General features: G+C 33.3%; 21 protein-coding genes and 3 pseudogenes. 14 read left to right on the top strand and 10 right to left on the bottom strand.

Annotated features, from left to right (window positions below):
- The first annotated feature begins 129 nt into the window (after positions 1 to 129).
- Both OZD68_RS04775 and OZD68_RS04770 read left to right on the top strand, forming a co-directional pair.
- Positions 130 to 1,194, top strand: a complete 1,065-nt coding sequence (locus OZD68_RS04775; RefSeq protein ID WP_182309654.1) for an AI-2E family transporter — start codon at positions 130 to 132, stop codon at positions 1,192 to 1,194.
- Positions 1,195 to 1,323: 129 nt separating this feature from the next.
- Entirely contained in the window at positions 1,324 to 1,959 is a 636-nt protein-coding gene (locus tag OZD68_RS04770) for a DnaA ATPase domain-containing protein (RefSeq protein WP_182309653.1), read from the top strand.
- On the opposite strand, the gene OZD68_RS04765 is transcribed toward OZD68_RS04770, so the two are convergent.
- Complete coding sequence (locus OZD68_RS04765; protein WP_182309652.1) at positions 1,928 to 2,158, bottom strand: hypothetical protein; 231 nt, start codon at positions 2,156 to 2,158, stop codon at positions 1,928 to 1,930. The two genes, OZD68_RS04770 and OZD68_RS04765, sit on opposite strands and share 32 nt — an antisense overlap.
- A 270-nt stretch (positions 2,159 to 2,428) precedes the next feature.
- Here OZD68_RS04765 and OZD68_RS04760 point away from each other — a divergent pair, with 270 nt between their 5' ends.
- The 4 genes from OZD68_RS04760 to OZD68_RS04745 all read left to right on the top strand — a co-directional run bounded on the left by OZD68_RS04760 (position 2,429) and on the right by OZD68_RS04745 (position 5,848).
- Positions 2,429 to 3,415, top strand: a complete 987-nt coding sequence (locus OZD68_RS04760; protein ID WP_182309651.1) for a tyrosine recombinase — start codon at positions 2,429 to 2,431, stop codon at positions 3,413 to 3,415.
- Between the two features lie 55 nt (positions 3,416 to 3,470).
- Entirely contained in the window at positions 3,471 to 4,196 is a 726-nt protein-coding gene (locus tag OZD68_RS04755; protein WP_182309650.1) for a lysophospholipid acyltransferase family protein, read from the top strand.
- 51 nt (positions 4,197 to 4,247) lie between these two features.
- Complete coding sequence (gene rpsT / locus OZD68_RS04750; protein ID WP_012673338.1) at positions 4,248 to 4,517, top strand: 30S ribosomal protein S20; 270 nt, start codon at positions 4,248 to 4,250, stop codon at positions 4,515 to 4,517.
- A gap of 80 nt (positions 4,518 to 4,597) precedes the next feature.
- Positions 4,598 to 5,848, top strand: a complete 1,251-nt coding sequence (locus OZD68_RS04745) for a citrate synthase (RefSeq protein WP_015589409.1) — start codon at positions 4,598 to 4,600, stop codon at positions 5,846 to 5,848.
- A 189-nt stretch (positions 5,849 to 6,037) separates the two neighbouring features.
- Here OZD68_RS04745 and OZD68_RS04740 read toward each other — a convergent pair whose 3' ends face one another.
- Complete coding sequence (locus OZD68_RS04740; protein WP_182309649.1) at positions 6,038 to 6,178, bottom strand: hypothetical protein; 141 nt, start codon at positions 6,176 to 6,178, stop codon at positions 6,038 to 6,040.
- Between the two features lie 33 nt (positions 6,179 to 6,211).
- Here OZD68_RS04740 and OZD68_RS04735 point away from each other — a divergent pair.
- A pseudogene (locus OZD68_RS04735) lies at positions 6,212 to 6,451 on the top strand (IS3 family transposase); the annotation flags it as partial.
- Positions 6,452 to 6,519: 68 nt separating this feature from the next.
- On the opposite strand, the pseudogene OZD68_RS04730 reads toward OZD68_RS04735, so the two are convergent.
- The 5 genes and pseudogenes from OZD68_RS04730 to OZD68_RS04710 form a co-directional block, all read right to left on the bottom strand.
- Positions 6,520 to 6,951, bottom strand: a pseudogene (locus tag OZD68_RS04730) (IS4/Tn5 family transposase DNA-binding protein); the annotation flags it as partial.
- A gap of 191 nt (positions 6,952 to 7,142) precedes the next feature.
- Positions 7,143 to 7,370 carry a hypothetical protein gene (locus OZD68_RS04725; protein WP_182309647.1) on the bottom strand — a complete coding sequence of 76 codons (228 nt, stop codon included), beginning with the start codon at positions 7,368 to 7,370 and terminating at the stop codon, positions 7,143 to 7,145.
- Between the two features lie 332 nt (positions 7,371 to 7,702).
- A complete protein-coding gene (locus tag OZD68_RS04720; protein ID WP_182309646.1) occupies positions 7,703 to 8,515 on the bottom strand; it encodes a hypothetical protein in 813 nt (270 codons plus the stop codon).
- Positions 8,516 to 8,779: 264 nt separating this feature from the next.
- The gene (gene ubiB / locus OZD68_RS04715) at positions 8,780 to 10,210 is read right to left on the bottom strand and encodes a 2-polyprenylphenol 6-hydroxylase (protein WP_182309645.1); all 1,431 of its coding nucleotides are present in this window, start codon (positions 10,208 to 10,210) and stop codon (positions 8,780 to 8,782) included.
- Positions 10,207 to 10,947, bottom strand: a complete 741-nt coding sequence (locus OZD68_RS04710) for a metal ABC transporter ATP-binding protein (protein WP_182309644.1) — start codon at positions 10,945 to 10,947, stop codon at positions 10,207 to 10,209. The genes ubiB and OZD68_RS04710 overlap by 4 nt, the downstream gene beginning before the upstream one ends.
- Here OZD68_RS04710 and OZD68_RS04705 point away from each other — a divergent pair.
- Positions 10,939 to 11,820: a zinc ABC transporter substrate-binding protein gene (locus tag OZD68_RS04705; RefSeq protein WP_182309643.1), complete on the top strand. Its 882-nt coding sequence runs from the start codon at positions 10,939 to 10,941 to the stop codon at positions 11,818 to 11,820. The two genes, OZD68_RS04710 and OZD68_RS04705, sit on opposite strands and share 9 nt — an antisense overlap.
- 383 nt (positions 11,821 to 12,203) lie before the next feature.
- On the opposite strand, the gene OZD68_RS04700 is transcribed toward OZD68_RS04705, so the two are convergent.
- Together OZD68_RS04700 and rpmG are read right to left on the bottom strand one after the other, a co-directional pair.
- The gene (locus OZD68_RS04700; RefSeq protein ID WP_182309642.1) at positions 12,204 to 12,479 is read right to left on the bottom strand and encodes a helix-turn-helix domain-containing protein; all 276 of its coding nucleotides are present in this window, start codon (positions 12,477 to 12,479) and stop codon (positions 12,204 to 12,206) included.
- Positions 12,480 to 12,504: 25 nt separating this feature from the next.
- Entirely contained in the window at positions 12,505 to 12,705 is a 201-nt protein-coding gene (rpmG, locus tag OZD68_RS04695; RefSeq protein WP_010082633.1) for a 50S ribosomal protein L33, read from the bottom strand.
- A gap of 149 nt (positions 12,706 to 12,854) precedes the next feature.
- Between rpmG and OZD68_RS04690 the strand changes: the two genes are divergently transcribed.
- The 5 genes from OZD68_RS04690 to OZD68_RS04670 all read left to right on the top strand — a co-directional run bounded on the left by OZD68_RS04690 (position 12,855) and on the right by OZD68_RS04670 (position 19,642).
- On the top strand, positions 12,855 to 14,618 hold the full coding sequence (locus OZD68_RS04690) for an Rne/Rng family ribonuclease (protein ID WP_182309641.1): 1,764 nt from the start codon (positions 12,855 to 12,857) through the stop codon (positions 14,616 to 14,618).
- Between the two features lie 86 nt (positions 14,619 to 14,704).
- Entirely contained in the window at positions 14,705 to 16,627 is a 1,923-nt protein-coding gene (gene dnaK, locus OZD68_RS04685; RefSeq protein WP_182309640.1) for a molecular chaperone DnaK, read from the top strand.
- 70 nt (positions 16,628 to 16,697) lie between these two features.
- Positions 16,698 to 16,982, top strand: a complete 285-nt coding sequence (locus OZD68_RS04680) for a BolA family protein (RefSeq protein WP_182309639.1) — start codon at positions 16,698 to 16,700, stop codon at positions 16,980 to 16,982.
- A gap of 7 nt (positions 16,983 to 16,989) precedes the next feature.
- The gene (gene metC, locus OZD68_RS04675) at positions 16,990 to 18,231 is read left to right on the top strand and encodes a cystathionine beta-lyase (protein ID WP_182309638.1); all 1,242 of its coding nucleotides are present in this window, start codon (positions 16,990 to 16,992) and stop codon (positions 18,229 to 18,231) included.
- Entirely contained in the window at positions 18,206 to 19,642 is a 1,437-nt protein-coding gene (locus OZD68_RS04670) for a Mur ligase family protein (protein ID WP_182309637.1), read from the top strand. The genes metC and OZD68_RS04670 overlap by 26 nt, the downstream gene beginning before the upstream one ends.
- Here OZD68_RS04670 and OZD68_RS04665 read toward each other — a convergent pair.
- Positions 19,617 to 19,766: a hypothetical protein gene (locus OZD68_RS04665; RefSeq protein ID WP_182309636.1), complete on the bottom strand. Its 150-nt coding sequence runs from the start codon at positions 19,764 to 19,766 to the stop codon at positions 19,617 to 19,619. The genes OZD68_RS04670 and OZD68_RS04665 overlap by 26 nt on opposite strands.
- Positions 19,767 to 19,807: 41 nt before the next feature.
- On the opposite strand from OZD68_RS04665, the pseudogene OZD68_RS06795 reads away from it, so the two are divergent.
- Positions 19,808 to 19,984 (top strand): annotated as a pseudogene (locus OZD68_RS06795) (IS5 family transposase); the annotation flags it as partial.

The following is a 19,984-nucleotide window of genomic DNA, read 5'->3' as shown; positions in this document are numbered from 1 at the left end:
AATCTATCTTTGCCTGCGGATTAAACAACTAAATTTTAGTAAAAAACGATAGTATTACAAATCGTAAAATACTTTCAACATAGGAAAAATAAATTGCATATTTTTCAGTAAATTAGCTATGCTAAACACATGCAAAAACGTCATATAACTATTTGTTTCATACTGCTTTTTATAATAGGGATGTTATTCCTGATGCGTCCTATGATTTTTCCATGTTTAATATCTATTATTATTGCATATTTGTTTAATCCGCTAGTAGTCAAGTTTGAAAAGTATAGAATACCACGTTCATGTTCTGTAATTTTTATAATACTTATTTTATTAATAGCTTTTATACTAGTCATAACATTTGTTTTACCTATTATATATGTTCAAATTACTTCAATATTAAATTTCTTAGTGAGTAAAGTGCCTTCATTAAAGCTTAAAGTAATCCCCTCTGTATTAGAATTTCTTAATATGAAAATCGAGGATAGCTTATTTGATCATTTGTCTAAAAATCTAGCAGAAAATTACAGCAACTATGTATCTTATTTCATGAATGCTCTTGATATTGCTAGTAACTTTATAATCCAAGTGTTAAGTTCAAGCTTTAACACGGTATCATTAATGGTGATTACTCCTGTAGTGTTTTTCTATATATTACGTGATTGGCCTTTAATTATAGAAAAAGCTAGTAAATTAATCCCTATTCCTTACAGAGGAAAAATTGCAGATTATTTTTCCAAAGTGGATTTCATTATATCTAATTATCTAAAGGGGCAGGTAAATGTATGTATTGTCATGATGGTCTTTTACTCTGTGAGCCTGAGCATAATCGGATTGGAACACTCTATTGTTATTGGAATTTTATCAGGAATGTTAACGTTCATACCTTACGTAGGGCCATTATTATATACCGTTATTGGGTTTTTGAGCGCTATCACTCAATTTAGTGGATGGTTTGAAAGTGCTGCTGTTTTGCTATTATTTGGTGTTGGACAATTAATAGATTCAAATATATTAGTTCCTTTATTAATAGGAAAAAAAGTTCATATACATCCAACTGTAATTATTCTGGGAATTACTATATGCGCTTCATATTTTGGATTTACAGGTATATTACTTTTTATTCCAATAATAGCAATGTTCAATGTATCAGTAGAATATGCAATCAATAAATATTTTAAAAGTGAGCTTTATAAAAACTGCTAACAGACCTTTTGCATAATCAATTTATGGTAAGAGGAGAAATGAGCCCAGAATACCTGACACATTTGAGGAGCGTAAGTAAATTTCTGCGCAAAAATTACTACCAGAAAGAGGTTACGTAAGAGGTTCAACGTGCAATTAAATTTGTTTAACAACAATCAAGCTGATTATAGCCGGCAAAATTACATCATCTTAGATGAAAATAAGCACGTATATAATTCGGTAGTTAATGATTTATCTTGGAAATGTATGATTCTTTTTGGACCTAAAAGCTCCGGTAAAACTCATCTTGCTCATATTTGGCAATCAATAAACGATGCAATCTTTATCAATGTGAATAACTTCGTAAGCGAGATTAGGTATAGCGATGCTTTTATTTTAGAAGACGTACAAAACATTAAAGATGAAGCAATGTTATTACATTGTTACAATTACATGAAAGAAAACGACAAGAGGCTGCTAATCACTTCTTCAATTTCACCGAAAAAGCTTAACTTCAAACTAAGAGATTTAAGTTCTCGAATATTATCAACTATCAGCGTAAAAATTTTGCCTGCAAGCGAGGAATTATTAAGAATTATGCTAATAAAACGATTTTCAGATAAACAGTTAAAAATTGATTTAAAAGTGATTAATTATATTTTAGCAAGAATAGAACGTTCTTTCTATAGCATTGATAAAATTATAGAAAAGATAGATAATGAATCTATAGGGTCAAATGTGACCGTTCCTTTTATTAGCACTTTATTAAAAAAAGATGCCATTTGATTTCTTCTTTTGTAAAGGTGTATATTAAAAATTTATTAACACCAATAACACTAACGTAATTGGAATCTCTATCTGTCCATGTTAGAATTATAATCAATGTTATGTTATAATAAATATAGATAGATACAGCTAAGAAGTATTCTATATTTATAGTAGAGCTCACTTTATAGCTCTTTTTACAATAATCCGAACAGATCATAATATGCTACTGCTCTACCATAGGCATAAGCACATATCTTATCCTATTCGGACTATTGCGAGAAGTGCTATATAAGGTGTTTTTTATAGATTTAACGTTATAATTTAACTATGATAAGAGTAAGATTAAATTTAAGAAAAAGGTTAAAGCAAAAGTTTGTGATGTTCACTCTATTGATAAGTGCTTTATTTGTCTCATATTTTCTCATAAGAAACACAGGGAACACCTCTAATCAAATTATAGCCAAAGAAATAAATATAGGAACTGATAATGAAAAATAAACAGTCGCAAAATAAAAAAGAAAATCTTTACATAACATATTACATAGATGCTTTAGCTTCAGAGAGGTCCGCTGCACAAAATACTCTGGAAAGTTATCGTTCGGATTTACACCAGTTTGAAGAATTTTTATTGGAAGGCGGCACTACCTTGGTTGGTGTAAACAGAACCAATATTAAAGATTATGTGAAATCTTTATGTACACAAAAAAAATATAAAAGTAGCTCTATATCAAGAAAAATATCCGCTATGAAAAATTTTTACAAGTGTCTATTTAATGACGGAATAATAGATTTTAATCCAGCGCCGGCTAATGATGCTGAATTAAAGAATCCAAAAGTTTCTCGTCCTTTGCCTAAGTATTTAAGTGTCGAAGAAATATTTTTGCTAATGGACACAGTGAGAAAATCAGCAAGCGAATCGAATAAAGAGATAAGCAGTAAAAGGCTATATGCGATTTTAGATATCCTTTACTCTTCTGGAATGCGTGTTTCTGAACTAATTAGTATGAAATTATGTGAAGTGTCACATTTAATAAACAGTAATAACAAAGAATGCTATATAATAATAAAGGGAAAAAGTGGTAGAGAGAGGCAAATTCTTTTTAATGAACAAGCATTGCAGAGCCTTAGAAATTATTTATCAGTTCGTGATAATCTGATCTCTAAAGAAAAGGAATCCGATTGGCTATTCCCAGGTGATAAACCTAATAAACCAATTACAAGGCAGAGGGTCGGTCAATTAATGAAGGAGTTGGCAAGAAAATGCAATATTGATGAAAATAAGATCTCTCCACACGTGATTAGGCATTCTTTTGCTACCCATCTACTAAATAGCGGAGCAAATATTGTGTTGATACAGAAAGTTCTTGGCCATACTAACCTTTCTACAACACAAATATATACTCATATTGCTAACGAAAAGTTAAAGGACAAATTAGCTGATTCGCATCCTATTACTCAGATGATCAATAATTAAATTTATTGTTTTTAATTTGTAATAAAGTTAAATTTAAATAAATTTATGTGAGTTTGTGATTTCAAGTTTATTGTTTAATTTCTTTCTTATATTATGGGAGGTATTCTATACTTTCATTACTCTCCCTGTAATTTTCTTTTCTGAGTGTGTAATAACCATTTTCCTCGTCTGTTCGGTGAGAGTTGTATTATTCATGCTGCGTTTATTATGTGGCATTAAATATGAAGTGAGGGGAATGGAAAACATCACTAAGCAACCTTTTGTCATTGCATCTAAACACCAATCTCCATTTGAAACATTTATTTTTATACTACTATTTAGAAAAGCGGTTTTTATTTTAAAACGTGAATTGAAATGGATTCCATTCATTGGTTTGCATCTTATAGCGCTGAAAATGATTTTTATTAACCGTTCAGATGGTATCAGTTCTATACGCCATATAATCAAACTAGCAAAAATGCGTATAAAAGAAAATAGGAGCATAATAATATTTCCTGAAGGTACAAGAACAACTATAAACCAAAATATAAAATATCAACCAGGTATTGCTGCTTTATATAGCGTATTATCTGTTCCTGTGTTACCGGTTGCTTTAAACACTGGTTTGTTTTGGCCAAAAAGCATACTTTCTCTGAGAAAGAATCCCGGAAAGGCAGTAATAGAAATATTGCCCCCAATATATCCTGGGTTAAACAAAAATGAATTCTTGCAAAGTTTAGAAAAAATTATTGAAGAGAGAAGCAGTAGATTAACCATAGGAAAAACTGATATTGCAAATTAACAAAAAAACTTTATAATTGAAAGAAAAGTACAGTATTTTAGGTATTAATATATGGCAAATCATAAGAGTGCTAAAAAAATGATAAAGGTAATAGCAAAGCGCACTTTAATAAATAAGATGCGGAAAAGTAAAACTCGCACCTCTATTAGAAAATTGGTTGATATAATCAAGTCTGGCGACAAAGAAAATGTTGTTCTGGCATTTCGGAATGCTGAATCTAATTTACACAAGTGTGTGAATAAAGGTGTTATTCATAGGAATACTGCTGCGCGTAAAATAAGTCGCTTAAATGCAAAAGTAAAAGCATTGATGACCGCTTAATACGGTTAATGTAAAGTTAACTGTATTAATATATACTCCTCAGTTTGTGTATTCTGTATAAAATTTAAGTAGCTTAAGTGATGGATAAAAAAGTGCTATTAGAACTAAGTAATGGATTAAAAATCGAGCTGCCTGTATTAAGCGGAACAACAGGTCCTGATGTGTTAAATATCAAGGATTTATATAAGATGACAGGATTATTCACTTACGATCCAGGGTTTGTTTCTACAGCTTCATGCTCTTCTACAATTACATTCATTGATGGAGATGAAGGAGTTCTTAAATATAGGGGACATAATATAGCTGATTTGGCAGAGAATAATAATTTTACTGCTGTGATTTATTTATTGCTCTATGGTGAATTACCCAGTTCAGAGCAACACAAAAAATTTCTTCTCAAAATACAAGAATCATCCAAAGTATCAGAGCAAGTTACAAATGTAATTAAAGCATTTCCAAAAACTGCTCACCCTATGTCAATCTTAGTTGCATGTTTTGCAAGTTTGTCAGCATCTTATCATGAAAAGCATGGCAACAATGTCAATGGTGAAGACCTAGATTTTGGAATTTCTGCAATAGCGCAAGTTTCCACAATTATTGCAATGATTTATAGGCATATCAACAATCAGGAATTCATAAATGCTAACAATGAATTAAGTTACAGTGAAAATTTCTTAAAGATGATATTTGGCGATGCTGTTGATAATGATAAAAGCGCCCTTTTTGCAAAAGCTCTGGATAAAATATTTACTCTCCATGCTGATCATGAACAGAATGCTTCTACGGCGGCTGTCAGATTGGTGGGATCGGCTGGTTCTAATCTGTTTGCAAGCCTCTCTGCAGGAGTTGCTACACTTTGGGGACCAGCACATGGTGGAGCTAATGAGGCAGTTATAAATATGCTAAAAGAGATAGAGCAGAGTGGAGATATAGATAAATTCATCGAAAAAGCTAAAGATGATAAAGATCCATTTAAATTGATGGGATTTGGACATCGTGTTTATAAAAATTATGATCCGCGCGCGCGTATATTGAAAGGCGCTTGCCATGAGGTTCTAAGTAAACTAGAACAAAATAATGAACTGCTTAAAATTGCAAAAAAACTTGAAGAAATAGCTTTAAAGGATGAATATTTTATCGTGCGTAAGTTATATCCAAATGTTGATTTTTACTCAGGTATAATAATGAATGCTATTGATATCCCCTCAAATATGTTCACGCCTATTTTTGCACTTGCAAGAACCACTGGTTGGGTTACTCAGTGGTATGAAATGATAAATGATAAAGAAACTAAGATCTGTAGACCAAGGCAACTCTATTTTGGTAAATAAATTTATTTTCACTTCATTAGACTTCTTGCATAACCCAAACTAAGTAGAAAAAAGGTGTCATCCGAGTAGCTGACACTGGTTCCTTTACAACGGAAGTGTCCAGAGGTGTCATTCCAGTCTGGAATCCAGAAAAAAGGATGGTGTCATTCCGTATCCGTTTAGCCAATGGCGTCAACTTAAGAACTTTCATTAGCAAACTCTCCTAAAGACATGATGGCGTTTAGGCTTATCTACTTTATTGCGGCTGTCCCGGTCGGATTTTATAGCACTTCTCGCAATAGTCCGAATAGGATAAGATATGTGCTTATGGCTATGGTAGAGCAGTAGCATATTATGATCTGTTCGGATTATTGTAAAAAGAGCTATACTTCGCAAGGTTATCAATATCTCTTATCCATAAAAAACATAGGTTATAAAGGTTGTTGTTACAACAATTCTGTTGTGGAAAGCTTCTTCAGTTCTCTAAAAAGGGAGTTACCAATAGACACCTCTCGGCACTCTAAACAGCATATCAAAACTGCTATATTTGAATATATAGAAATTTTTTATAACAAACAACGTCACTATTATAGCTCTTTTTACAATAATCCGAACAGACCGTAATATGCTACTGGCCTGCTATAGCCATAAACACATATCTTATCGCATTCGGACTATTATAAGAAAGGCTATAGTCCTGCTGTTGTAACTGCAAATGTTGTATGCGTCACTAATCCATTGGTTTTAAAATTAGTTGTTTCAGATTTTAACCTTGCTGCTATAATCCCTAATCCTTTAGTCTTTTTATGATTTTTATATGAAATATAACTCGTATCTTGGATAGCTAAAATAGTTGAATATTCTTTATCTCTTTCAACAGTTTTAATTATATGACTGTATAATATCTTTCTTTCAGAAACGGCATCATTTTGGAAAAATCTATAAGCTGCTTTACTTTGATGCCAATCTTCACAAGCTTGATTTATTGAACGTTCAGGCGATTCAGCAAGACTATTAACTATTTTTAAAAGCCTCCTACTTAATCTTATATCACCAAAATCAACAATTCCCAATTCACTTTCTGCCCATTCACCAGTTGAGGTACTTATATTTCCTTTCATAATATATTCCATTTTTAGACCATAGATCTATTTATAGTAGAAAGTTAAATTAGTAAAATAGCAGCTTTTCATCATTTATAGATTTATGGGTAATAGTAAGGTTTTGAAGTCGAGTGGGGAGAGGTGACTTTCTCCACTTAGATAACACACTTACCTGTTTTGGGTTGCTAAACATGGTTATATTGCTTAAGATCTTAATAAAATATTGCTAAATTAATATTATCTAACTCGGAAATAACAGGAAAATTCATAACAGTTTTTATCCCCAATAGAATGAAATCCTTTTTATTGGTATCGTCCTTTTTGTGAAAAATATTCTTAACTTCTCTACCACTTTTTCTGGCTAAGATTATTTCTTGATTTCTTTCTACTTCCTTTGCAGACATGTTCTTAGATTCAAGATTGCTTTTAATCCTGACCACATTAAAAATTACAGGACTAGGAGACTGAGTGAAGGTTTTAGTAATTTAAAATCAAAAAATTCTACCATCCGATCTTATGTAAAATAGTATTTTATATAAATTTATTGAATGTAATATATATATTGATAAGTAAATTTCTAAGTATGTATAAAACCAGTTTACTTATCAACATACACACTTACTATAATTTGTACACCTCTACACAGGTCGCGAATAGAAAATATTTTTTATTTCACAACACAACTTAAGATTCAATTTTTATAATCTTCTTGTTGAATTACAAGACGCCATCTTTCTGTAGATAAAATTTCACAACTTCAGAGATAAACAGATTAATATCTTTGTGACTCCTTCGGTTGACTACTTATTGTTACACTACTCAAATAATGATTAGGATTATCATCTGCTTTGCTATTATCCTCTGACAGTTGGCTTTTCTGACTAATGACAGCAGTCAAAAGATATTTTATTAATTGCTTCATAGCAAACTTAAGTTCTTGGCTACGTTGGTGTTCTGCTTCCTTAACTTCTCGATTTGAACCTTCAAAAGGAATTGCTTTGGTTGCTTGTACTACCTCTTTCACATTTTTGCTATTTTGCAAGTTATCAAGGTATTCTCTAGCTGTTATGCTTACTTCTTTTTTATCTAAATAATCCAGAAATTTTTCGCTATTTAACTTCATATCAGCATTAATGAGCAATGGCACGCTACCTTTTACATTAATTTTAGTCCCAAAGTCATATAATTGCACTCTGGATACTTCTTGACCATCAATTTTAATAAGACCAAGCTCTTTATCCTGTTCCGCAAGAAGTTCTCGTTCTGTTTTAATTTCTCTTGTTAGGGTTTGCTTATCTTCATCATCTAATAGATCATTAGCTTGATTAATATCAAAGTGTTCAAGGAGAAAGCCTTTTTCTCCTATTTCATAGCTGGCAAACCCCATTCCTTTTTCCACAACTTGTATAAGCTGATCAACGCTTTTTAGTTCAGAAACAAATGCTGTATTGCTATCAAAATACGCGTAATTATCACTCATTCTGTAAATGGCTACAACATGATTACTTGTTACTAAGTGAAGAGCAAAATCACCATTAATTTTAGCTATATAATTTGATAAATCACTAAGCACTTTACAACCCATACTATGAGTTAAGCTTGAAGGCAAAGTACTTGTAACACAATCTGCCTGCTCTTCAAAATTATAGCACTTCTCGCAATAGTCCGAATAGGATAAGATATGTGCTTATGGCTATGGTAGAGCAGTAGCATATTATGATCTGTTCGGATTATTGTAAAAAGAGCTATACATAAAGAAAGTGGAAAATTGGACATTCTCAACTCGGCTCCTGCAGATTAAAAATTAAGTTGAATAAAAATTGGATTTGACGCAGTTTTTTCCCATAGTTTAAGAAATTAAAAGTTTAACGATTAGAATTATAATTACAAACCACAGCAAAAAATAGACTTTTCCATTTGATTTATTTTTAATTTGGATGTTTTCTAATTTTTTATCAGCTATTAGGTTCAATTTTTCTATAAGGCTAAATATTCCTTGGATTGTTTTTATGGGATAAGAACTTCTAATTTTTTCCCTATACCCTATTTTATTTTCATGTTGACTGCTTATCCACGCTTCAACTACTTTCCACATATTGATTTCTGGGTAGATCTTTCTACATGTCCCTTCCAGTAAAATCATAGTTTTCTGCAGCAATAACAATTGTGTTTGAACTTTCATATCAAAATCACCAGTTATTTTTAATAGCTGAGCAAGTAAACTAGCAAATGAAATCTTCTGTATAGGCTGCCCAATAATGGGTTCACCTATTGCCCTGCAAGCTGTGACAAAATTTCTATGCTGTGATGAAACGTAACCAGCTTTAAAGTGCATTTTTGCAACGTGATCATAATCCCGATTTAAAAAGCCTTTGAGTATCTCTATAACGTAATAGCATGTCTCACGATCTATTCTACCCATGATTCCACAATCCAGAGCAATAATATTGTTATTACTATCAACCATTAGATTTCCATGATGCATATCAGCATGAAAAAAACAATCCCTGTATACCTGATTACAAAACGATTCTATAAGATTGATAGCTATTTGCTTATGATTATTCAGTTTTTCAACTTCGTATATTGGGGTTGCTTCTATCCATTCTAATGTTAAAACCTTTTTCGAAGTTCTATTCCAATCTACTTCAGGTACGTAAAAACCTCTGTCATTTTTTGTGTTTTCCTTTAGTTCCGAAGAGTGAGCAGCTTCAAAACGTAGATCTAACTCTAATCGGCAAATTTCAGCAAAAGTTTTAACTAATTCAATTGGCCTCAGCCTTTTTGATTGTTCGCTAAATTTTTCTGCAATTTCTGCGAGCCAAGAAAGCATTTTTATATCCCTTGAGAATGTTTTCTCAATATTTGGCCTTAAAACCTTCACAGCAACTTCCTTACCCTCAGTTGTAACCGCTCTATGCACCTGAGAAATCGATGCTGCTGCAATTGGCTTTTCAGAAAAGCTTGAAAAAATGTCGCTCAATTTACAATTAAACTCACTTTCTATAGTTTTAACTGCTATTTTATGTGAAAACGATGGCAATCTATCACATATCAATAACAAGTTATTTGTTATATCTTCATTTAAAACATCAGTACGTGATGAGATAGACTGCCCAAACTTAATGAACACCGGACCTAATTTTTCAAGAGCACACTTTAGCTTGTGGCCTTGTATTTTATTTATTGATTTTTTTGATGGTGGAAGTAAATAAGGTAATATATTGTAACGCGTCAGCACCGTAGTTATGTGCAGAAGACGCAAAATATTTTGAATCATTTCGCTGCGTAACTGCTAAATATTTCATTTAGGGTTCTATTTTTCGTAATCTCATCAGGCTTGCCTTGGCAATAGATAGTATTATTTATACAAATTATGTAATCTGAGGATGGTAGAGCAGAGTTAAGATCATGAGAAGTCATAAGAATCGATACCAATCGTTTTTTTGCTATTTTATTTATAATATCATAAAATTTAGCCCGTGCGTTAATATCCATTGCACTAACTGGCTCATCTAGAATGATCAAGTCAGGCTCTGCAATTAAACAACGTGCAAGCAGTAATAATTGTGTTTGCCCTGCAGAAATTTCTAATACTTGATTTTTCAAAATGTTACCGATACCAGCCAACTCTATCGTTTCTGTAATAATGGATTGATTTTTCTTTAGTCTTTTCAAGGAGCTATTTAAAAGAAAATATTCAACTGTTATTGGCATCAAATTACTAATACTAAAATTTTGCGGCATGTAGCTAATTTTTGTGTTCTCAGCTAACACAATATTTCCAGTATAATTTTTATTTATACCAGCAATTGCTTTCACTAAAGAGGTTTTACCTCCACCATTTGGACCAAGTATTGTAATTATGTCTCCTCTTTCCATGAACATATTGATATTGTCAAGGATTCTTTTACCATCATATGCGAGAGCAAGATTTTCTATTTTTAGAACACGATTATTGACATTATTCAATTTATTGACAAAATTTAACTTCTTCTCAACGTTTATATGAGACATTTACTGGCTTTTTTTCTATTACTTTCACTTACACTATACTATAATATTGCCTTTTCATCCAATTTAAAAGTTGTAGCTACAATCAAACCTATCCACTCACTTGTAGCTTCTGTTACAGAAGGGATTTTAGAACCGGAATTGCTTGGCTATGCAACATCTGCACATAATCATATATTAAAGCCATCTGATGCGAGTAATTTAGAATCAAGTGACGTTATATTTTATGTTGACGATAACTTAGAGACGTTTGTTCAAACTTTCGCCAAAAATAATAAAGAACTAGTGCAATTGTCAAAGGCAATCAACCTACTTCCTACTCGGCCACATTCATTTTCTAGAAAAATCACTCACATTCAAGATGAAAAAGATTTACACATGTGGCTGAGTCCAGAAAATGCAAAGAGCATGATACTTTCTATAAGTGCAACATTGTCTGACATAGATAAAGGAAATTCCCATCGATACAGTTCTAATGCAACAAAAGCTATAAAAAAAATAGACCAAGAAGTAAAAGAAATCATGAAAGAACTGAATGATTTTAAAAATCAAAAATACATCGTTACTCATGATGCTTATCAATATTTTGAAAAATATTTCGGTCTAAATCATCCAAGCGCTATTCTTTCCATAGAAGAGGATTCTTATATAGGTATGAAGAGTTTAATGAAGCTAAAAAAGATAATGAAGGAAGAAAACGTTAAATGTATATTTGCTCATTCACAGGAAGATAGCATAAAGCCTAACGCCCTTTCTAATGACGCAAAAATGGTAGTTCTTGATCCTATTGGATCAGACATAGAGCCTGGAAAAGATGCATATCTAGCTATAATCAATAGCATTGCACAAAATTTTAAGTCTTGTTTTGTTAAGTAATAAGTTCCCTTTTAGCTTACTGTTTTATTGTTCTACAAATCAAGAAGAAGTGAGTTTACAACAAATGGTGTCATTCCAGTCTGGAATCCAGCTTTTTCATAATCATCAAAACGTTGTATTTTAACATAAAACGGCTACTTTTATGCTTACTAACTTAATAAAATTCCTGGATCCCAGACTGGGATGACATCGTAGGGGTGCTGGCCTGATAACCGTCATCCCGCTACTTGTTAGCGGGATCTAGAGATACCGCGAATGAATCGCGGTATGACGGTTCGCGGCGGCATGACGATAAGGTTTATACCTTGTCATCCCAGTGCTTGACACCGGGGTTGATTTATCCTGTCTACCTTATTTTGCCACTCCGCTGAACGGATACCATGTTATGCAGGTTTAGAATTATGCTTTATTCTTACGTTTATGTCTTGGCCCAATACAATCAATAAGTTAAGCAAGTATTCTAAGGAGAACCCTTCGATTTTTGACCTATTGATTTGAGATACTTTAGGTTGATCAACCTTTAGAGCGTTTGCTGCTTTTTTCTGTGTTGTGTACTTCTTACTTATTAATTGTGCAATGACCTTCATTAATTTCAGTTTTGTATCTTTCACATCCCCCAACTCTACTATTATAGGATAACTTAATTGTAAATTTTGCATAATAATAAAATTCCTTATAAAAAAATTACTTTAGTTTTTCTTCTTTAAATAACACATGCCTTCTGACTACTGGGTCATACTTCCTAAACTCCAGTTTTTTGGTGAGCTTTTTTGGATTACGCTTTTTTACATAAAAATAGCCAGTTGATTTTTCTTCACCAGTTTTTGTTATCTTGATTGCAGTGCTGACTAACTTAACGAGCAAAGAAGCATTTTTTTTCGCCATACTTATAGTGATATAATAAATTCTATGCGAGTTTATTACGTAAAATACTAAAAGTCAATCGAATAATGCAGATTGCAAAATCCTTGACAATCAACAGTGCATTAAGTAGCATAAAGTTAACTTCAGAATAAAAAGCAAACGGTAAATAAGTGACAAGTAGTGGTAAAAGGGTATTGTTGATAGAAAATCCTATCTGTTCTAATGAGGTAAGAGTTGCCTTGTCAATTAGTAACAAGGTTGTAGAATTTGAACAAGAATTCAAGGAAAAAAAACAATTAAGAGGTAATATATACGTTGCTTATATAAAGCGTATAGAGCCTTCTTTGCAAGCCGTATTTATTGAATATGGGAAAAATAAGCAAGGTTTTTTGTCTTTTTCCGAGATATCTCTAGATTACTTCAACATTCCAGAAAAAGAAAAGGAAACTATCTTTGAGGGCTACTCAAATGACGATTGTATAGAAGAAGCCTCAGCAAATGTTTCTTCAGATTCTGCAGCTAGTAAGAATGTCAACGGATCAGGTAGTGGTTTTGTAAGAGAGGTACCTTTATATAAAAAATACAAATTACAAGATGTTATTTCAGTAAATCAAAAAGTATTGGTCCAGCTAACTAAAGAGGAACGAGGCAATAAAGGAGCTTCATTTACAACATACATAACTTTAGTGGGTAGATACTGTGTTTTCATGCCAAATTCCATGAGTAAAGGTGGAGTGTCTCGCAGAATTGAAGATGCTAATGTCAGAAAGCAGTTAAAGGAGATACTGAGTTCAATAAACTTGCCAAAAAGATCAGGTTTAATAGTAAGAACTGTTGGTTCAGGAAAAAATAAGAAAGAAATTGAGCAGGATTACAATTACTTATCCTCATTATGGCAGAGCATTCAAAAAAATGCCTTCTCTGTAAACGTTCCATCATTAATTTACAATGAAGCAGATGTAATTATGAGATCTGTTCGTGATTTTTGTAGCGATGGTATAGAAGTTATAGTGTCCGGAAAGGAAGCTTTTGAGGCAGTTAGGCAATATGCTAACAGTGCACTAAAAGGTAGTAAGTTGCGCTATAGATTGTATAGAGGTTATGCTCCGATCTTTACTTACTACGGAATCGAAGATCAAATTTCTGAGTTATATAGCAATAGAGTAGAATTGCCATCTGGTGGGTCTTTGATAATAACTTTAACTGAGGCGTTTGTTTCAATAGACGTAAATTCAGGAAAGATGACAGGAGAAGATAGCATAGAAGAAACAGCTTATAGAACCAACATGGAAGCAGTACCTGAAATATCAAGACAGGTGAATCTTAGGGGCCTATCAGGATTAATAGTAGTCGATTTTATTGATATGTTGAAATATCAGTATTGCAGAGCTGTTGAGTCTGCTATAAAGCAAGCGTTTAAAGATGATAAAGCTAAAGTTCAATTTAGCTACATAAATGACTTTGGTTTAATGGTATTTTCAAGACAAAGAATTAAACCAAACATACAAGAAATTAATACTACAGAGTGTTTACACTGCAAAGGTACTGGAAGAGTAAAATCAAACGAAGTAATTGTTTCATCAATACTAAGGGATTTACAACATATTGCTAACAAGAATCGAAATAAGTCTTTTGATTTAGTAGCACACAGTGCAGTTATAGCGCACATTTTTAATAACAAACGCAATACAGTTTCTAGAATCGAAAAAGAGTTTAATATTACATTGAACGTTAGTATTGATAACAGTTTAGATGTAAATACATTTGTTTTAAAACAAGGAGATGATGTTAATTTAAACGGTTATAAGCCATTACAGAACTCTGGATACCAAATTGGGGATAGCAGCAATGAAGAAGCTGATAATTCAAATAAACTACGAGGCAATTTTTGGCTGACTAAGTGGCTTTCGCGCCTTTTAAGTTCTAATAACTAATTAGAAACCTAAATTGGGCTTGTAATTAATGAGCCCTATACTTATATATTCTTATATCAGATAATATTTACAATGGGGTACTCATTATGGGAAGAGCAATAGGCATAGATCTCGGAACAACAAATTCTTGTGTTGCAATAATGCAGGGCAAGGATACAAAGGTAATAGAAAATAAAGAAGGGGCAAGAACTACTCCATCTATAGTTGCATTGACTTCTTCAGGAGAAAGGTTGATTGGTGCTCCAGCAAAAAGGCAAGCAACCACCAATGCAAGTAATACCTTTTTTGCTACTAAGAGATTAATAGGCCGTCAATATAGTGATCCTGAGATGAAAAATCTAAGTGTACCATACAAAGTATTTGCAGCAAAAAGTGGTGATGCATGGGTTAAAACAACTGATAATAAAGAATATTCTCCTAGTCAAATTGGTGCATTTATACTACAAAACATGAAAGAGGCAGCAGAAGCTTATCTTGGAGAGGAAGTAAAAGATGCTGTGATAACAGTGCCAGCATACTTCAACGACTCTCAACGTCAAGCAACAAAAGATGCAGGAAAAATTGCCGGATTAAATGTACTCAGAATAGTAAATGAACCGACTGCTGCAGCACTTGCTTATGGTCTTGATAAGAAACATGGGCACACAATAGTAGTATATGACCTTGGTGGTGGTACATTTGACGTTTCAATACTTGAAATAGGTGATGGAGTTTTCGAAGTGAAAGCAACAAACGGTGATACCCATCTTGGAGGTGAAGACTTTGATAATGGAGTAGTGAGTTATTTACTAGATGAATTCAAGAAAAGTAATGGCATTGATTTGAAAAATGATCCAATGGCTATGCAAAGAATCAAAGAAGCTGCTGAAAAAGCGAAAATTGAATTATCAAGTGCAATGGAAACGGAAATAAATCTACCGTTTATTACAGCTGATGCAAGTGGTCCAAAACACTTAAATATGAAATTAACGAGAGCAAAACTTGAAAGCTTAGTGAATGATTTAATCGAAAGAACTATTGCTCCTTGTAAAAAAGCTCTTGAGGATGCTGTTTTATCTGCTAGTCAAATTGGCGAAGTGGTTCTTGTTGGTGGCATGACTCGTATGCCAAAAGTCATAGAGAAAGTTAAAGAATTCTTTGGCAAAGATCCACATAGAGGAGTTAACCCTGATGAAGTTGTAGCAATTGGAGCTGCAATACAGGCTGGGATCATTCAAGGTGATGTAAGAGATGTGTTACTACTTGATGTGACCCCACTTTCTCTTGGTATTGAAACTCTAGGAGGAGTATTCACTCCACTTATTGAGCGTAATACTACAATTCCTACTAAAAAATCTCAGGTGTTTTCAACTGCAGAAGATAACCAAACAGCTGTTACAATTAAGGTGCATCAGGGTGAAAGAAAACTGGCAGTTGATAATAAGCTACTCGGTCAGTTTAGTTTGGAAGGGATACCTCCTGCTCCGCGCGGAAGGGCACAAATTGAAGTGACATTTGATATAGATGCAAATGGAATAGCACACGTTTCTGCAAAAGATAAAGCTACTGGAAAAGAGCAAAAAATACGCATTCAATCTTCAGGTGGTTTATCTGATGATGAAATAAATCGCATGGTAAAAGAAGCTGAAGAAAAAGCGCAAGAAGATGAAAAGCGCAAAAAGTTTATTGAAGTGAAGAATCAAGCGGATAGCTTAGTCCATTCTACAGAAAAGTCTCTGACAGAGTATGGTGATAAAGTTTCACCAGAAGATAGATCTGCTATTGAAAATGCAGTTAACGAATTAAAAGAAGTTAGTAAATCTGATAACATTGATGACGCTGATTCAATACAGCAGAAAGTCACTAATCTTTCTCAATTATCTATGAAACTTGCAGAAGCTATGTATCAACCATCTCAACAAAATAGTGCTGAAAATGGCTTTTCATCAGAAGGAAATCCAAATGATAAAGAGGAAAAAGTAGTAGATTCTGATTATCAAGACATAGATAATAAAGAAGAGAATAAGTAGTTGCGATTGTCATCCAAGTAGCTGATACTGGGATGACAAGAGGAGCATATTGTCGCTTAAAGAAACCATTATGGATATTATTAAAACAATAGAAGAAAAGATACGCGATTCGATAGATGTAATTGATATCAACATTATCGATGAATCAGCAAAGCATGCTGATCATTATTTTGCTTCATCTTCAACATTACCTTCGCACATTAAATTAATATTAATGTCTGACTGCTTTATTGGAATGAGCGTTCTAAAAAGACACAAGTTGATTTATGAGTTATTGAAGGGTGAGATAGAGCTAATACATGCAATTTCTCTTCACTTGTATACGCAAGATGAGTACAATTTAAAAAATAAATAATAAAAATGTGAAGGAAGAGTCTATATTAGTTAAAGCAGGAAGAAAATTTAATGACTATAAAGGTTCTATGAACCCGCCAGTTTATCATTCTTCTACCATATTATTCACTACTTACAAGGACTACTTAAATGCAGCAAATGGAGAAAGTATATACGATGTAATCAACGATGATGTTGCAAGAGATTACAGCTATAGTAATGTTGGTACTCCCACTGTTCATTATTTTTCAAATGCACTGGCTGAAATTGAAGGGAGTGGACAAGCGCTTATTTTTCCTTCCGGACTATTTGCACTTACTTTTGCTATTTTGACTTTCACTAAAGCAGGTTCTCATGTTTTAATTCAGGATAACAGTTATTACCGACTCAAGAGATTTGCCGAAAATGAGTTACCAAACAGGGGAATAAAAGTAACTTTTTATGATCCAACACAGGATATAACTGATTTAATTCAGAGTAATACTTCATTGATAATGATCGAGACTCCTGGTTCTGTAACGTTTGAGATTTCGAATATAGAGCATATAGTAAAAGTTGCTAAAGAACGTGGAATCGTAACCGTTTGCGACAATTCATGGGCCACTCCTTTGTTATTTAAGCCGCTTGATTATGGAATTGATGTTGCACTATATGCGGTAACAAAGTATCTAGCCGGTCACTCAGATTTAGTGATGGGAGCTATGGTTGCTGAAGGTGAAACTTTTAAATTGCTTTATGAGAGCCATAAAAATTATGGGGTAACCATTCAATCGCACGACTGCTACCTTGCACATAGGGGACTAAGAACACTGCACACACGTATAAAAAGGCACCAAAATACAGCAATGGAAGTGGCAAAGTGGCTAGAAAAACATTTAAAAATCAAAAAAGTTTTGTACCCAGCACTTCCCTCCCATCTTCAACACGAATTATGGAAAAGTTACTTTAAAGGAGCAAGCGGCGTATTCAGTATAGTATTGGGTAGAGAATATTCATGTGAAGAACTAAGCTGCATGGTTGATCACATGAAAATTTTTGGTATCGGTGCTTCTTGGGGAGGGTGCGACAGTTTGATATTACCAATAGATCGTAGATCTATGCCAAGATCTGTAATGAATTCAGATTATGGTGGAAGTTTTATACGGATATTTTGTGGACTGGAAGATCCTGAAGATTTGATCTTTGACCTTAATGACGCACTAAAAAGGTTACCATGTTTAGACTTTCAAAACGATGAAGTAGGACATGAAACTGAGAGAATTACTGCATAACATTATTGATGTTAACTTTGATATTGAAATCAAAGGCGTCACATGTAATCCCAAGAAAATCAAGGAAGGTTATCTTTTTGTTTGTGTGTCAGGAAGGGATAGGATTTACATAGATCAGATATTATCTTGTGGAGCTAAAGCGATAATTGCAAGTGATTGCATAACAGAAGCTTCAAGCCTTGGTATCATTCCAACGCGTGATGCTGGAATCTGTATCTTCCACCCAAAACCTCAAGAAATATACAGCGAAATAGTCAGCAGGTTTTATCAATTCAAACAGCCAAAATATGTTGCTGCTGTAACAGGCACAAATGGCAAGACTTCAGTAGTAGAATTTTGCCGCCAGATCTGGCAAAACGCTGGCTATAATGCTGCGTCTATTGGAACACTTGGAACATGCATCAATAATGGTAGAAAAGGTAATAGCAACAGTCTTACCACTCCAGGTGCAGATGACCTTTACGCAGCATTACGTGATATAGATAATAAAAACGTAGAGCACTTAGTGTTAGAAGCATCAAGTCATGGGATTGATCAATATAGAATCCATGGATTAAAGTTGAGTGCTGCAGCTTTTACTAATTTCTCGCAAGATCATTTAGATTACCATAAAAGTCTTGGTGGATATTTAGAAACTAAAAAAAGGTTATTTTACGAAGTATTACCAGAAGGAAAAACAGCGATTTTAAATGCGGATATAGATGAATACGGCGCATTGCTTAAAATAGCTGAAAAACGCAGTAATAAAGTTGTGACTTATGGAAAAAAAGGCTCTGATATTACTTTATTAGAGCAAACATCAACCCCTAATGGTCAACATCTTACAGTAAAAATTGATAACCAAATTTACAATACATTTTTCCCAGTTTTAGGAAAATTTCAAGCATATAATCTGCTATGTGCAATTGGTATATCTGGATTAAATTACAGAGAAATATGCGTAGAAAAACTCGTTTCTCCACCAGGAAGAATGGAAAAAGTGAAACCTTTTGCATTCGTGGATTACGCTCATACTCCAAGTGCGCTTAAACAAGCCCTATTGTCTTTAAAATGGCATCTCAACAAAAAAATAATTCTAGTTTTTGGATGCGGTGGAAATCGCGATCAGACGAAACGTTCAGAAATGGGCAAAATAGCACAAATGTATGCAGATAAAGTAATAATTACAGATGATAATTCGCGTGATGAAGATCCGGCAAAAATTCGCCACGATATTTTGCTACATTGCCCTGATGCACTGGAGATAGGAGGTAGGAGAGAAGCTATAGAGAAAGGCGTAGATATTGCCTATAACGAGGGTATGATTCTGCTAGTTGCAGGAAAGGGAAATGAGAAATTTCAAATTAGAGGCAACCAAACTTTTGAATTTAGCGATGTTGAGGTTATTAAAAATCATGCCTTAACATACTGATTTTCGCAATGGGCTTACCTCCGCTAATGTGCGAATATTGAAGCAAAAGTGATGTCATCCCAGTGCGTGACACTGGGATGGCTTTGTTGCATAGCAACTGAAAAAATCTGGTGGCTACTGACAAAATTCATTATAAAATAGCCATTTAACCTTGAAAGAAAAAATATGCCACAAAAAATGAGGGTCAGTAACCATAGCGAATATAACAAATTTCTAGAAAAAAGAGGAAATATTTTTCATTATATCAACGAAGCCATAGAAAAGTGGTACGAGAATGGTCCAAAAATACCAGGTGGCAACAATATTTATAGCGATAAAGTTGTAATTTTGGTGCACATAATA

The sequence above is a fragment of the Wolbachia endosymbiont of Drosophila bicornuta genome (assembly GCF_028982105.1).
Classification (GTDB): domain Bacteria; phylum Pseudomonadota; class Alphaproteobacteria; order Rickettsiales; family Anaplasmataceae; genus Wolbachia; species Wolbachia pipientis.
The sequence above is the reverse complement of the archived record's forward strand: the minus strand, read 5'-3'. Positions and strand labels throughout refer to the sequence as shown.

Excerpts from the sequence above, each read along its gene's own strand:
- OZD68_RS04775 (WP_182309654.1), top strand. The coding sequence starts at position 130 with ATGCAAAAACGTCATATAACTATTTGTTTCATACTGCTTTTTATAATA.
- OZD68_RS04765 (WP_182309652.1), bottom strand. The coding sequence starts at position 2,158 with ATGATCTGTTCGGATTATTGTAAAAAGAGCTATAAAGTGAGCTCTACT.
- OZD68_RS04760 (WP_182309651.1), top strand. The coding sequence starts at position 2,429 with ATGAAAAATAAACAGTCGCAAAATAAAAAAGAAAATCTTTACATAACA.
- rpsT (WP_012673338.1), top strand. The coding sequence starts at position 4,248 with ATGGCAAATCATAAGAGTGCTAAAAAAATGATAAAGGTAATAGCAAAG.
- OZD68_RS04745 (WP_015589409.1), top strand. The coding sequence starts at position 4,598 with ATGGATAAAAAAGTGCTATTAGAACTAAGTAATGGATTAAAAATCGAG.
- OZD68_RS04740 (WP_182309649.1), bottom strand. The coding sequence starts at position 6,178 with ATGCTACTGCTCTACCATAGCCATAAGCACATATCTTATCCTATTCGG.
- OZD68_RS04720 (WP_182309646.1), bottom strand. The coding sequence starts at position 8,515 with ATGGGTTGTAAAGTGCTTAGTGATTTATCAAATTATATAGCTAAAATT.
- ubiB (WP_182309645.1), bottom strand. The coding sequence starts at position 10,210 with ATGATTCAAAATATTTTGCGTCTTCTGCACATAACTACGGTGCTGACG.
- OZD68_RS04705 (WP_182309643.1), top strand. The coding sequence starts at position 10,939 with ATGAGACATTTACTGGCTTTTTTTCTATTACTTTCACTTACACTATAC.
- OZD68_RS04710 (WP_182309644.1), bottom strand. The coding sequence starts at position 10,947 with ATGTCTCATATAAACGTTGAGAAGAAGTTAAATTTTGTCAATAAATTG.
- OZD68_RS04700 (WP_182309642.1), bottom strand. The coding sequence starts at position 12,479 with ATGCAAAATTTACAATTAAGTTATCCTATAATAGTAGAGTTGGGGGAT.
- rpmG (WP_010082633.1), bottom strand. The coding sequence starts at position 12,705 with ATGGCGAAAAAAAATGCTTCTTTGCTCGTTAAGTTAGTCAGCACTGCA.
- dnaK (WP_182309640.1), top strand. The coding sequence starts at position 14,705 with ATGGGAAGAGCAATAGGCATAGATCTCGGAACAACAAATTCTTGTGTT.
- OZD68_RS04680 (WP_182309639.1), top strand. The coding sequence starts at position 16,698 with ATGGATATTATTAAAACAATAGAAGAAAAGATACGCGATTCGATAGAT.
- OZD68_RS04670 (WP_182309637.1), top strand. The coding sequence starts at position 18,206 with ATGAAACTGAGAGAATTACTGCATAACATTATTGATGTTAACTTTGAT.